Origin of the sequence: Massilia putida, from assembly GCF_001941825.1 — a bacterium.
Lineage (GTDB): Bacteria > Pseudomonadota > Gammaproteobacteria > Burkholderiales > Burkholderiaceae_D > Telluria > Telluria putida.
Window position 1 is genome coordinate 1,585,615 of record NZ_CP019038.1, and the last position, 13,259, is coordinate 1,598,873.

General features: G+C 69.4%; 9 protein-coding genes. 5 read left to right on the top strand and 4 right to left on the bottom strand.

Features of this window, described 5'->3' with window-relative positions; genetic code table 11:
* Positions 1-39: 39 nt before the first annotated feature.
* The gene (locus tag BVG12_RS09245) at positions 40-972 is read left to right on the top strand and encodes a helix-turn-helix transcriptional regulator (protein WP_075792140.1); all 933 of its coding nucleotides are present in this window, start codon (positions 40-42) and stop codon (positions 970-972) included.
* Here the strand turns inward: BVG12_RS09245 and BVG12_RS09250 are convergent.
* The 3 genes from BVG12_RS09250 to BVG12_RS09260 all read right to left on the bottom strand — a co-directional run bounded on the left by BVG12_RS09250 (position 926) and on the right by BVG12_RS09260 (position 5,886).
* Entirely contained in the window at positions 926-4,036 is a 3,111-nt protein-coding gene (locus tag BVG12_RS09250) for an efflux RND transporter permease subunit (RefSeq protein ID WP_075792141.1), read from the bottom strand. The two genes, BVG12_RS09245 and BVG12_RS09250, sit on opposite strands and share 47 nt — an antisense overlap.
* Entirely contained in the window at positions 4,033-5,193 is a 1,161-nt protein-coding gene (locus BVG12_RS09255; RefSeq protein ID WP_075792142.1) for an efflux RND transporter periplasmic adaptor subunit, read from the bottom strand. The genes BVG12_RS09250 and BVG12_RS09255 overlap by 4 nt, the downstream gene beginning before the upstream one ends.
* A gap of 75 nt (positions 5,194-5,268) precedes the next feature.
* The gene (locus tag BVG12_RS09260) at positions 5,269-5,886 is read right to left on the bottom strand and encodes a TetR/AcrR family transcriptional regulator (protein ID WP_075792143.1); all 618 of its coding nucleotides are present in this window, start codon (positions 5,884-5,886) and stop codon (positions 5,269-5,271) included.
* Positions 5,887-5,974: 88 nt separating this feature from the next.
* Here BVG12_RS09260 and BVG12_RS09265 point away from each other — a divergent pair, with 88 nt between their 5' ends.
* Entirely contained in the window at positions 5,975-7,456 is a 1,482-nt protein-coding gene (locus BVG12_RS09265) for an efflux transporter outer membrane subunit (RefSeq protein ID WP_075792144.1), read from the top strand.
* Positions 7,457-7,468: 12 nt separating this feature from the next.
* Here the strand turns inward: BVG12_RS09265 and BVG12_RS09270 are convergent, their stop codons facing one another.
* Entirely contained in the window at positions 7,469-7,891 is a 423-nt protein-coding gene (locus BVG12_RS09270; protein ID WP_075792145.1) for a DoxX family protein, read from the bottom strand.
* A gap of 240 nt (positions 7,892-8,131) precedes the next feature.
* Between BVG12_RS09270 and BVG12_RS09275 the strand changes: the two genes are divergently transcribed.
* From BVG12_RS09275 to BVG12_RS09285, 3 genes are read left to right on the top strand one after another with little or no spacing between them, the layout of a single operon-like run.
* Positions 8,132-9,874, top strand: a complete 1,743-nt coding sequence (locus BVG12_RS09275; protein ID WP_075792146.1) for an alpha-amylase family glycosyl hydrolase — start codon at positions 8,132-8,134, stop codon at positions 9,872-9,874.
* A gap of 21 nt (positions 9,875-9,895) precedes the next feature.
* The gene (locus BVG12_RS09280) at positions 9,896-10,834 is read left to right on the top strand and encodes a PfkB family carbohydrate kinase (RefSeq protein WP_075792147.1); all 939 of its coding nucleotides are present in this window, start codon (positions 9,896-9,898) and stop codon (positions 10,832-10,834) included.
* Positions 10,835-10,848: 14 nt separating this feature from the next.
* Complete coding sequence (locus tag BVG12_RS09285; RefSeq protein ID WP_229503843.1) at positions 10,849-13,206, top strand: alpha-galactosidase; 2,358 nt, start codon at positions 10,849-10,851, stop codon at positions 13,204-13,206.
* Positions 13,207-13,259 lie beyond the last annotated feature (53 nt).

The following is a 13,259-nucleotide window of genomic DNA, read 5'->3' on the forward strand; positions in this document are numbered from 1 at the left end:
GGAAACATCCCGCATTTGCGGGGGAGACACGGGGACACCATGGAACTGCAGCGGTACAGCCGCCTGATCTACGACTTGCACGCGGGCGCGCGCGACCTGCCGTCCGCGGCCTTCCAGGACTGGGCCATCGCGCGCCTGCGCCGCGACCTGCCGTTCGCCTCGGCCTGGTGGGGCGTCGCGACGATGGACGATGCCGGCGACACCGTCCTGCACAGCGCCGGCTACGGCACCCGCCACGATTTCGCGCGCGAGATCCACGCGATACGGGACGTGGACGACGTGCGCGAACGCATCCTGAAGCCACCAGGCATCACGGTGCTCAAGGCCGGCCACAGCGCGGACCGTGTGCTGCGCCGGTTCGATGCGCGCCACGACCTGCACTCGATCCTGGCCACCGCGGTGCCCGACAGCAGCGGCCGACTCATGCAGTTCATCTCGCTGTACCGGCCGGAAGGGGCGCGGCCGTTCACGGAAGCGGAACGCGCCGTCAAGGAAGCTTTGGTGCCGCATCTGATGCGGGCGTGGGAGGCGAACTGGGATGCCGCACCGGCATCCGGCAGCGCACCGCCTGCCGCCCTGCTCTCCGTCGACGGCGAGGTGATAGCCGCCGACGCCGGCTTCACCGCCCTGCTGCGCGCGGCATGGCCGGGCTGGTGCGGCAAGCGCCTCGTGCTGCGCGGCGACGGTTTCGAAGGACCGCGCACGGCGACGGCCAGCGTCAGCATCACGGTCGCACCGGGCGGCGCGCCCGGCACACGCCGCGTGCTGCTGCGGCCCAACCGCAACGGCACGCTGACCGCGCGCGAGCATGCCGTTGCCGGCCACTACGCGAACGGCCTGTCGTACAAGGAAATCGCGAAAGCGCTCGGCATCACGCCGGATACCGTGCGCTCGTACATCAAGGCCTGCTACACCAAGCTGGAAGTCAGGAACAAGGTGCAGCTACAGCAGGCGCTCGCTCGGACCGGGTGACGCTGCGGGCCGGCGCGATCTTGAACCAGATCGCGTACATCGCCGGCAGGAACACGAGCGTCATGACCGTGCCCGCGAACGTACCGCCGATCAGCGTGTACGCCAGCGTGCCCCAGAACACCGAGTGGGTCAGCGGGATGAACGCCAGCATCGCCGCCAGCGCCGTCAGAATGACGGGGCGCGCCCGTTGCACGGTCGCTTCGACGACGGCGTCGAACGGACTCGATCCTTCCGCGCGGTTGTGGTCGATCTGCCCGATCAGGATCAGCGTATTGCGCATCAGGATGCCGGACAGCGCCACGAGGCCCACGAGCGCATTGATGCCGAACGGCTGGCGGAACAGGATCAAGGTCGGCACGACGCCGATCAGGCCGAGGGGACTGGTCGCGAACACCATCACCATCGACGCGATCGAACGCACCTGGAAGATGATGATCAGGAGGGTGAACGCGAGCATGACCGGGAACAGCGGCAGCAGCGCGGCATTCGCCTTGCCGGCCTCCTCGATCGATCCGGCCATCGTCAGCTTGTAGCCGGCCGGCAGCGCGGCGGCGATGGGTTGCAGCGCCTTCTGCATGGCCACCGACACGTCCGGCGGCTGCAGGCCATCGGCGATGTCGCCGCGGATCGTGACCGTCGGGACGCGGTCGCGGCGGCGCAGCACCGGCTCTTCCGGACGGATGTCGACGGTGCCGACCTGCGCCAGCGGGATGCGCTGGCCGGCCGCGCCCACCAGCGTGAACGCGTTGATGCGCGCGGGATCGAGGCGGACGTCGCCGGCCGCGCGCGCGACCACCTGCACCGAGCGGATGTCCTCGCGCACCGCCGTGACGGGCACGCCGCTCAGCAGGAATTGCAGCTGCTGCGCGACGCTGGCCGACGTCAGGCCGACGGCCTGCAGCCGGTCCTGGTCCAGCGTGAAATGCAGGGTCGGCACGCGGTTGCCCCAGTCCGTGTTCACGGTGCGCATTTGCGGGCTGGCGCGCATGACGCCTTCGACCTGGCCGGCGATGGCGCGCAGCGTCTGCGGGTCGGGACCGGACAGGCGGAACGCCACCGGATACGGCGAGTACGGGCCGAACACGAGCTGCGTCACGCGCACCCGCGCGCCCGGCGCCAGGCCGTCGGCGACGGCCGCGCGCAGGCGCAGCTTGAGCGCCTCGCGTTCGGCTTCGTTCTCGGTGCGGATCACGATCTTGGCGAACGACGGGTCGGGCAATTCGGGCGCCATCGCCAGGTAGAAGCGCGGCGCGCCCTGGCCGACATAGGCCGTGACGGTGCGCGCTTCCTTCTGCTGCGCCAGCCAAGCCTCGACGCGCGCCGCCGCCGCCGACGTCTGGCCAAGCGCCGTCCCGTAGGGCATCTGGACTTCGACCAGCACTTCCGGCCGGTCGGACGTCGGGAAGAACTGCTTCTTGACGATGGCCATGCCGGCGCCGGCCAGCACGAACGCGCCGATCACGATCAGCGCGACCAGCCATTTGCGCCGGATCACGGTGCCCAGCAGGCGCCGGAACCGGTTGTAGTTGGGCGTGTCATAGATGGCATGACGACCGCCTTCGACCTTCGGTATCGCCGGCAGCAGTTTGACGCCCAGGTAGGGCGTGAACACGACCGCCACGATCCACGACGTGACGAGGGCGATGCCGACGATCCAGAACATATTGCTCGTGTATTCGCCGGCCGTGGACTTCGCGAAGCCGTTCGGCATGAAGCCGATGGCGGTGACGAGCGTCCCGGACAACATCGGGGCCGCCGTATGGCTCCACGCGTACGCGGAGGCCTGCACGCGGTCGTAGCCTTCCTCCATCTTCACGACCATCATTTCGATGGCGATGATGGCGTCGTCCACGAGCAGGCCCAGCGCGAGGATCAGCGAACCGAGCGTGATGCGGTCGAAGTTCTTGCCCGTGGCGGCCATGACGACGAACACGGCGGCCAGGGTCAGCGGCACGGCCGTGGCGACGACGAGCCCCACGCGCCAGCCCATGCTGAGGAAACAGACGACCATGACGACGAGCAGCGCGACGAAGAACTTGATCATGAATTCATCGACGGCGCCGCTGATGTTCACGGCCTGGTCGGTCACCTTCGTCAGGCTCATGCCCAGCGGGACGTCCCGGTTGATCGTCTCGACCTCGGCATCCAGCGCCTTGCCCAGGTCGAGGCCGTTCCAGCCGTCGCGCATCACGACGCCCAGCAGCAGCGCGGGTTCGCCGTTGTTCCGGATGAGGAAGGTCGCCGGATCCTCGTAGCCGCGCTCCACCATCGCGATGTCCGACAGTTTCAGCGTGCGGCCCTGGCTGACGACGGGCGTGTCGCGGATGGTGCGCAGGTCGCGCAGGTCGTCATACGCGCCGTCCACGCGCACGAAGACCTGCGCGCCCTTCGTCTCGATCGAGCCGGCCGGCGTGAGCACGTTGTGCGCGTTCAGCGCGGCAAAGATGTCTTGCGGGGCGATGCCCAGCGTGGCGAGGCGGTCGTGCGAGAACGACACGAAGATGCGCTCCGCCTGCTCGCCGATGATATTGACCTTCTTGACGCCGGCCACGTGCAGCAGGCGCTGGCGCAAGGTCTCGGCATCGCGCACCAGCTCGCGCGCGGGCCTGCCGCGCGCTTTCAGGGCATACAGCGCGAACGTCACGTCGGCGAATTCATCGTTCACCATCGGGCCGATGACGCCATTCGGCAGCGTCCCCTGCGCATCCTGCAGCTTCTTGCGGGCCTGGTAGAACTGGTCGGGCACCTCGGACGGCGGCGTGCTGTCCTGCAGCGTGACCGTCGTGAACGCGAGGCCCGGACGGGTATAGGTTTCCGCGCGGTCGTAGTAGCGCAATTCCTGCATGCGCTTTTCGAGCGGCTCGGCCACCTGGTCCTGCATCTCGCGGGCGGTGGCGCCGGGCCAGGCGGTGATCACCGTCAGCTGCTTCACGGTGAACGGCGGGTCTTCCGCGCGGCCCAGTTTCAGGAAGGCCAGCACGCCCGCCAGCGACACGAGCAGGATCAGAAACAGCGTGACGGACCGTTCGCGGACGGCCAGCGCCGACAGGTTGAAGCGGCTCATCGCACGCCTCCCGCCGCCGCGGCGGCGACCTGCCGCGGCGCGGCGCCGACGCTCGCGTTGGCGCTCACGTTGTCACGCACTTTGTCGCGCACCTTGTCGCCCTCGTGCAGCAGATGGGCACCGAGCGCCACCACGCGGTCGCCGGGCTTGAGGCCGCCCCGCACGCGCGCCGTGTCGTCGGCGATGCCCAGCACGTCCACAAGGCGCCACGTCACCTTGGCCGGATCGCCGGCCACGACCCACACGCCGCTGCCCTTGCCCGTGTCGAGCACCGCGCCGGCCGGCACCTGCAGCGCCTTGGTTTTATCGTCCCCGGCGTCCCCGGCGCCGTCCAGGCGCAGGGTGACGGTCGAGCCCAGCGGCGCCTCCGCCAGCGTGCCGTCGAGGACGTATTTCGCTTCGTACGTGCGCGTGAGACGGTCGGCGGCGTCCGCCAGCTGCCGGAGCCTCGCCAGGCCGCCGCCCTGCCCGCCGTACAGCGTGGCCTGCGCCTGCGTGCCGATGCGCGGGCGCACCGTCTCGGGCAGGTGGACGATCGCCTCGCGCGGGCCGGCATGCGCCAGGCGCACGACGGTCTGGCCGGCGCCGACGACCTGGCCCGGTTCCGCCAGCGTGTCGACGACGACACCGCCGGCATCCGCCACGAGCAGCGCATAGCCGGCCGCATTGCGGGCGACGTCGTACTGCGCCTCGGCGGCACTCAACGCCGCCCTGGCCGAGTCGGCCGCGGCCTTGAGCTGCTCGTACGCGGACGCCGACACGGCGCCTTCCGCCACTAGGTCGCGGTAGCGCGCCTCGTCGTCGCCCGCCTGGCGCGCGCGGGCGCGGGCGGCCGTCACGGCCCCGGCCTGCGCGCGCGCCTGCAGGCCGAGGTCGACCGGATCGATGCGCATCAGCGGCTGGCCTTTGTGGACGGCCTGGCCGACGTCGACGAGACGTTGCACGACCTTGCCCGGCACGCGGAAGCCCAGATCGCTCTGGACACGCGCGCCGACGATGCCGGAAAACGACAGCGCGGTGGACGGCGCGCCCTGGACGAGTGCGGTCTCGACCAGGGGCGCGACCGTGCGGGGGTCGGCGGGCGGCTTGTCGCCGCACGCCGCCAGGACGATCGGTAGCGCATACAGGAGATGCGCGCCCCGTGAGCGAATGGACATGGGAGCTCCCTTTGGTAAGAAAGCGCCCATTTTTCTACTAGTGACCAAATAAGTCAATGGTCACAAACGGAATTTTTAGGGTGCGAGGCTCCTGAGGACGAGATTCGACAGGCGCAAGGTCGCGTCCTGCACGCCTTCCAGGTTGTATTGCAGCAGCAAAGGATTGACATAGGGTTTCATGACGAGGCAGATCGCGTTCGCCGTCTCGTCCAGCGGCGTCTTGCGCTCGAACTCGCCGGACTCGCGCCCTTCCCGGACGATCCGCGCGATCAGCTCTTCCACGTAGCGCTGGTACGCCTGCACGGACGGCCAGTGCTCGCCGGCGGCGGTCGCCGCGATGTCGTACAGCTTGCGGTCTTCGAAGAACAGCTGCGTGCCCGCTTCGATGAAGGCCCGGAACATGCGGCGGAACCGGTCCGAGGCACTGCCGGCATCCGCGATCGCGGCGTCCACGGCGCGCCGCATCTCGGCCAAGCGGTTGGCGCAGATGACTTCGCCAATCGCCTGTTTCGAGTCGAAGAATTTATAGATGTACGCCTTGGAAAAGCCGATTTCCTTGGCCAGGTCGGACACGGTCGTCTTCTCGTAGCCGTAGCGGGTGAAATACGCCGTCGCGGCATCGACGATCTGCGTGCGGACGTCGTGGTCGGACGGCCCCCGGGTCGCGGGGGCGGTATGGATGGATGTGTTCATGGCGATAGCTTAACGCGTCGATCCGGGGTTTGACAAAATGTGACTAATGCGTATTATGGTCACTAGTCACTCTTTTTAAAGGATACCCATGTTTCCGCTCCGCCTGCTCATGGCGGCCGTGCTTGCCGTCACGGCAACCGGCTGCGCCGTCGGTCCCGACTACCGGCGCCCGGACGCGCCCGTTCCGGACCACTACCTCGGCCAGGCTGCCGCCCCGCACGGTCCGGCAAGCGACTTGGCGGCGTGGTGGAACGGATTCGGCGACCCGCAACTGTCTGGCTATGTCGCGCAGGCACTGGAGCGCAACCTGGACCTGGCCCAGGCCACGGCCCGGGTCGCCCAGGCGCGTGCCGGGCTCGGCGCCGCCAACGCGGCGCTGCTGCCGTCCGGGACCGTCACCGGCTCCGCCGCGCGCGCCTACCAGTCCGCGGAAACCCCGCTCGGCCGCGTCCTCGCGGCCACGCCGGGCAATGACCGCTGGGGCAACGCGTACGACGCGAACGTTGCCGCGAGCTGGGAAATCGACCTGGCCGGCGGCCTGCGCCGCGGCCGCGAGGCGGCGCAGGCCGACTACCAGGCAGCCAGCGCGGACGCCGTCGCCGCCCGGCTCGCCGTCGCCGCGCAGACGGCGGACATCTATATCGGCATCCGCGGCCTGCAGGCGCGGCTCGACATCGCGCAGCGCCAGGTCGCGACGCGGCGCGACCTGCTCGCCAAGGTCGGGCTGCTGTATGCGAAAGGCGTCGCGCCCGAATACCAGGTGCGCCAGACGGAAGGCGAACTGGCGCAGGCGGAGGCCACCGTGCCCGCCCTCCAGGCCGGCCTGGATGCCGCGCTGAATGCGCTGGACGTCATGCTCGGCACGCCGCCCGGCACGCACCGCGACGCCTTGCGCGTCTCAAGTCCCAACTCAAGTCCCATTCCTTCCGTGCCGGCCATCGGCGCGATGGGGTCGCCCGCCGATCTGTTGCAGCGCCGGCCCGACCTGATCGCGGCCGAACGCCGCGTCGCCGCCGGCCATGCGCGCATCGGCGCGGCGATGGCGGAATATTATCCGCACGTGTCGCTGGGCGCATTGCTCGGCACCGCGACGACCTTGTCGAGCGGACATCTGTTCAGCGGCGGCGCGAGCCAGGGCGCGGCCATGCTCGGCGTGCGCTGGCGCCTGTTCGACTTCGGCCGCATCGACGCGCAGATCGGCCAGGCGACAGGCCGCGAGGCGGAAGCGCTGGCCGCCTATCGGCTCGCCGTGCTGCATGCGACGGAGGACGTCGAGAACGCCTTCTCGGCGCTGGCGAACCGCGCGCGGCAGGCGGACATCCTCGTGCGGGGCGAAACCGCCCTCGCACGTTCGCGCGCCGCGACGTTCGCGGGCTACCAGCGCGGCGCCGGCAGCCTGATCGACGTCCTGCGCGCCGACGAAACCCTGCTGCAGACGGCCGACGCGCGTGCCCAGGCGCAGACCGACGTGGCGCGCGCGGCCGTCGCCGCCTACAAGGCGCTGGGCGGCGGCTGGGATCCGGACGTCAGGAACATGGAAAACGGGGCGGCGCTGCAAGCCGCCCGCTGACCCGCCAGGCGGTCAATTCCAGCGGCCGCCTATCCCCCCGATGCTGTAGCGCCCTGCCCCCAGCAGGGCCAGCGCCACCGCGGTCCCCAGATACATTCCCTGCAGTTCGAGCGCCCAGCCGCCCGTGTTCGACAGCGAAAAGAACTGGCTCGTATGGACCAGCAGCAGCGCCACGATCATGTTGACGACGACGATCAGCGCGGCGGCCCGTGTGAACAGCCCGAGCAGGATCAGGACCGGCGCGACCACCTCGCCGATATACACCAGGTACCCGAATGCGGCCGGCAGGCCCGCCTTCGCGAGCATCCCGGCGATGAACCCGATGCCGCCGATGACCTTCGACACGCCGTGAAACAGGATCAGGATCGCGAGCACCACGCGCAGGACCAGTTTGCCCGCGTCGTCGGTCGCGGGGATGCGGTTCGTCGTTTCCATCGTGACTCCTCGTGAGTGAATGTCAGCACGTACCGATGGGTGATTGTACGCCGGACAGGACATCGCACGATATCGAACCGGCAATTCCGAAGGGGCAGGCGGCGCCGGCCAATGCAATCGTTTGCAATACCAAGCCAGAGACCGCGCAGTCGTTCCGTAAAATTCCTATTGCAATCGATTGTAATTGTTGCGGTTTTAGGAAATAATTGCCTCGCCCATCCCCTTTTTGATACGAGTTCCATGACCACGATGTCTTCCCCGCTTTCCGCCGCCCTGCAACGGCGCCTCGACCGCCACGAAGGCATCCTGCGCGACCGCCTGCACCGCCTGTACGGTCACCTGCCCGGCCACGATGCGTGGTACGCCGACTTGATGGCCGACGTCGAGCGCCTGATGGCCGCGCGCCCGTCGGCACTGCAGGCGCTGGACCGTACGCGGGAAGAGAACCCCGACTGGTTCTGCGCGCCGACGATGCTGGGCTACAGCGCGTACGTCGACCGTTTCGGCGGCGACCTGGCCGGCGTCGCGGCCCGCATCCCGCACCTGCGCGATCTGGGCGTGACCTATCTGCACCTGCTGCCCTTCCTGAAGCCGCGCGCCGGCGAGAGCGACGGCGGCTTCGCCGTGGCCAGCTTCGACGAGGTCGATCCGCGCTTCGGCACGATGGACGACCTGGAAGACCTCGCGGCGCAGCTGCGCGCGGCCGGCATCTCGCTGTGCTCGGACCTGATCCTGAACCACGTCGCCGACGACCACCCGTGGGCCGCCGGCGCCCGCGCCGGCGACGAACGCCTGCGCGGCTTCTTCCACGTCCTGCCCGGGCGCGAGGAGGCCGACGCCTACGAACGCACCCTGGGCCAGGTCTTCCCCGAGGCCGCGCCCGGCAACTTCACGTTCAACGCCAGGATGGGCGGCTGGGTCTGGACGACGTTCTACCCGTTCCAGTGGGACCTGAACTATGCCAACCCGGCGCTGTTCGCGGCGGTGGCGGCGGCCATGCTGCGGCTCGCGAATCGCGGCATCGACGTGTTCCGGCTCGATTCCACGGCCTTCCTGTGGAAGCGCCTCGGCACCGACTGCATGAACCAGCCGGAGGCGCACATGATCCTGCAGGCGCTGCGCGCCATCGTCGGCATCGCGGCGCCGGGTGTGCTGCTGAAAGCGGAAGCGATCGTGCCGACGCGCGAACTGCCCGCCTACCTGGGCACGGCGGACGCGCCGGAATGCCACCTCGCCTACCACAGCACGTTGATGACGGCCGGCTGGGCCGCGCTGGCCGAGCAGGACGCGAGCCTCGTGCGCGCGGTCGCCGGCGCCACCCCGGCGCTGCCGGCGGGCGCCAGCTGGCTCACGTATGTCCGCTGCCACGACGACATCGGCTGGAAGCACCTGCTGCCCGAGGCGGGCCGCATCGACCGGCTGGCCGCCATTGCCGATTTCTACAACGGCGCGCGCGGCTTCGCCGACGGCGTCGCGTTCCAGGGCGGCCTGGCGACGAACGGCACGGCGGCGTCTCTGTGCGGTGTGCAGCATGGCGACGTCGACGCGGCGATCCGCCGCGTGCTGCTGCTGCACGCGCTGGCGCTGGCGTTCGGCGGCCTGCCCATGCTGTACATGGGGGATGAGATCGGCATGGTCAACGACCACGGCTATCTTCTCGACCCTGCCCGCGCGCACGACAGCCGCTGGGTGCAACGGGCCGCCTTCCCTGCCGGCGGCGTCGCGGCCGACAGCCCGGGCGGGCGCATTTACGACGGTCTGCGGCGCCTGGTCGCGCTGCGCGGGCGTCTTCCCGACCTGGCGGCAGGCGCGCCGTGCACGGTGCTGGAGACGTCCGACCCGGCCCTGCTCGCGCTGGCCCGGGGCACGCGCTTCCTCGGGCTGTTCAACTTTTCGCAGCGCGACGTCGCGGCCGACGGCTGGGTCCTGCGTCCGTGGGATTGCGTCTGGCTGGACCGAGAGACGGGCGAGCGCTTGCACTGACAACGACAACGAGGAGACACAATGGAACATTCGAAACAAACGATCGCCGTGTTCGGCGAAGCGCTGGTCGACGATTTCGGCGACCACCAAGTGCTGGGCGGCGCACCGTTCAACGTGGCGCGGCACCTGGCGGCGTTCGGCCAGGCCGTGCTGATGGTGACCCGGGTCGGCGACGATGCGAACGGCGGCCGCGTGCGCGCCGAATGCGCGCGCTTCGGCATGGACCTCGCCGGCGTGCAGGTCGACGCGGAGCGCCCGACGGGCCGCGTGCTCGTCGAGCGCAGCGGGGACGGCGGCAGCCACCGCTTCGCGATCCTGGAAGACCAGGCGTATGACGCCATCGAGGCCGGCCCGGCGCTGGCCGCTTGTGCGGAAGGCGCGCCGGATACCCTGTACTTCGGCACGCTGGCACTGCGCGCGCCGCAATCGCAGCGGACCCTCGCCCGCCTGATGGAAGCCGACACGGCGCACCGCTACCTGGACCTGAACGTACGCACGGGCGTCACGGAGCGGTGCGTGTACCACTCGCTGCACGCGGCCGATGTCGTGAAGGTCAACGAAGAAGAATTGGAGAACCTGTTCGGCTGGTACACGCATCTGCGGCCGGTGACGGACGACATGCGCGACGCCGACGTGCGGAACGCCTGCGCCACGCTGATGCGGATCTTTAATCTGCAAGGCCTGATCGTCACGCTGGGCCCGCGCGGGACCGTGTATTTCGGCGCGGACGGCGGCTTGGTGGAGGCGCCGCCGGCGGCCATGCCGGGCGCGCTCGTCGACACGGTCGGCGCGGGCGACGCGTTCTCCGCCGTGTTCCTCGTCGGCCGCGCGCGCGGCTGGCCGCTGGAGCAGACCCTCGTACGTGCGAACGAATTCGCGGGCGCCGTTTGCTGCATCGCAGGTGCGGTACCATCCAGCCTGGACTTCTATCGGCCTTTCATCGACAGCTGGCTCGCCTGACACGAGGAGACACCATGGATCAAGCCACAATAACGACGCCAACCGATGGACCCGCGCGGCCCCGCCGCCGCACCGTCCTGCAAGCCATGCTCGCGGGCCTCGGCGCGATCAATGCGCGCGATGCGCTGGCCGATGCCGGCCGGAGCGCGGCCGCCCTCGCGAGCGCGAGCGCCACGCCCGGCACGCCGACGATCACCTACGACGCCGGGCAGAAGACCTTCCACCTGCGCACGCCGTCCACCAGCTACATCCTGCAGGTGATCCGCGGTGGCATGCTGGCCCACGTGTACTGGGGCCGGCGCCTGCAATCGGCTTCCTGGCCGGGCATGCGCAACGGCCACGAGGACGCCGTGCCGCCGGCCCATGCGGACCTCGGCGACCGCGATTTCTCGCCCAATACGCAGCCGCAGGAATTCCCCGGCTACGGCACGGGCGACTTCCGCCATCCTGCGTACCAGGTCCGGCTGGCCAACGGCACCACGGTCACGGAACTGCGCTACGTGAGCCACCGCATCGTCGCCGGCAAGCCCAAGCTGGAAGGCCTGCCCGCCACCTACGTCGAGGGCGATGGCGAAGCGACCACGCTGGAAATCACCTTGCGCGACGAGCCGTCCGGCCTCGTGGTGGCCCTCAGCTACACCGCGTTCGCGAACATCGATGCGATCGCGCGTTCGGTGCGCTTCACGAACGGCGGCCGCACGCCGCTGCGGCTGGCGCGCGCATACAGCGGCGCCGTCGACTTCCCGCATGCGCACTTCGAATTGCTGCACCTGTCCGGCGACTGGGCGCGCGAGCGCGAGATCATCCGGCGCCGCCTGGAGCCCGGCATGCAGGGCATCGAAAGCCGGCGCGGCGCCAGCGGCCTGGAACACAATCCGTTCATCGCCCTGCTCTCGCCCGGCGCGGGCGAAGACCACGGCGACGTCTATGGCTTTTCCCTCGTGTACAGCGGCAGCTTCGCCGCGCGCGTGGAGGTCGGCCAGTACCGCACGGCGCGCGTCTCGATGGGCATCAACGACTTCGATTTCGAGTGGCTCCTGGCCCCGGGCGAGGCGTTCCAGGCGCCGGAACTGGTGATGGTCTACAGCGACGCCGGCCTGGGCGCGATGTCGCGCACTTATCACGGCCTGTATCGCACCCGCCTGGCGCGCGGCACCTTCCGCGACCGTACGCGTCCCGTCCTGATCAACAACTGGGAAGCGACCTACTTCAACTTCGACGCGACCAAGCTGGAAGCCATCGCCAAGGCGGGCAGCGACCTCGGGATCGAGTTGTTCGTGCTGGACGACGGCTGGTTCGGCAAGCGCGACGACGACCACAGCTCGCTCGGTGACTGGGTCGTGGACAAGCGCAAGCTGCCCGCCGGCCTCGCCGACCTGGCCGGACGCGTGAACCGGCTGGGCATGCGGTTCGGGCTGTGGTTCGAACCGGAGATGATCTCCGTGAACAGCGACTTGTATCGCGCGCATCCCGGCTGGTGCCTGCACGTGCCCGGCCACGACCGCACCGAGCAGCGCCACCAGCTCGTGCTGGACCTGAGCCGCAAGGACGTCTGCGCCTATATCCTCGAGGCCGTCAGCGCCGTGCTGCGCTCCGCGCCTGTCGCGTACGTGAAGTGGGACATGAACCGCAACATGAGCGAGATCGGATCGAGCCTGCTGCCGCCCGCGCGCCAGCGCGAGACGGCGCACCGCTACATGCTCGGCCTGTACGGAATCCTGGAGACGCTGACGAGCCGCTTCCCCAACGTGCTGTTCGAAAGCTGCGCGTCGGGCGGCGGCCGCTTCGATCCGGGCATGCTGTACTACATGCCGCAGACCTGGACCAGCGATAACTCGGACGCCGTTGCGCGCCTGCGCATCCAGTACGCGACGAGCCTCGTGTACCCGCTGTCCGCGATGGGCAGCCACGTGTCGGCCGTGCCGAACCACCAGGTCGGCCGCGTCACGCCGCTGCGCACGCGCGGCAACGTGGCGATGTCGGGCAATTTCGGCTATGAGCTCGACCTGTCGCTGATGGGACCTGAAGACAAGGCCGAGGTCAAGCGCCAGGTGGCGCAGTACAAGGCGTTGCGGGGACTGATCCAGTTCGGCGATTTCTACCGCCTGCGCAGCCCGTTCGAAGGCAACGACGCCGCGTGGATGGTCGTCGCGAAGGACAAGTCGGAAGCGTTCGTCGTCTACGTGCACGTGCTGGCCGAAGCGAACGCGCCGCTGGACTGGCTGCGCCTGCGCGGGCTCGATCCGGCCGCGCAATACGTCTGCGAGGCCGACGGGAAGAGATATGGCGGCGACCAGCTGATGTACGCCGGGCTGTTCCTGCCGCCCATGAATGCCGACTTCCTCAGCGCGAGCTGGCACCTGCGCAAATAAGACCTGTTCCGGTCGGCGCCAACGGCAGGGCGGGCATTCGAGGCCGGCGGCCT

Excerpts from the sequence above, each read along its gene's own strand:
- BVG12_RS09245 (WP_075792140.1), top strand. The coding sequence starts at position 40 with ATGGAACTGCAGCGGTACAGCCGCCTGATCTACGACTTGCACGCGGGC.
- BVG12_RS09250 (WP_075792141.1), bottom strand. The coding sequence starts at position 4,036 with ATGAGCCGCTTCAACCTGTCGGCGCTGGCCGTCCGCGAACGGTCCGTC.
- BVG12_RS09255 (WP_075792142.1), bottom strand. The coding sequence starts at position 5,193 with ATGTCCATTCGCTCACGGGGCGCGCATCTCCTGTATGCGCTACCGATC.
- BVG12_RS09260 (WP_075792143.1), bottom strand. The coding sequence starts at position 5,886 with ATGAACACATCCATCCATACCGCCCCCGCGACCCGGGGGCCGTCCGAC.
- BVG12_RS09265 (WP_075792144.1), top strand. The coding sequence starts at position 5,975 with ATGTTTCCGCTCCGCCTGCTCATGGCGGCCGTGCTTGCCGTCACGGCA.
- BVG12_RS09270 (WP_075792145.1), bottom strand. The coding sequence starts at position 7,891 with ATGGAAACGACGAACCGCATCCCCGCGACCGACGACGCGGGCAAACTG.
- BVG12_RS09275 (WP_075792146.1), top strand. The coding sequence starts at position 8,132 with ATGACCACGATGTCTTCCCCGCTTTCCGCCGCCCTGCAACGGCGCCTC.
- BVG12_RS09280 (WP_075792147.1), top strand. The coding sequence starts at position 9,896 with ATGGAACATTCGAAACAAACGATCGCCGTGTTCGGCGAAGCGCTGGTC.
- BVG12_RS09285 (WP_229503843.1), top strand. The coding sequence starts at position 10,849 with ATGGATCAAGCCACAATAACGACGCCAACCGATGGACCCGCGCGGCCC.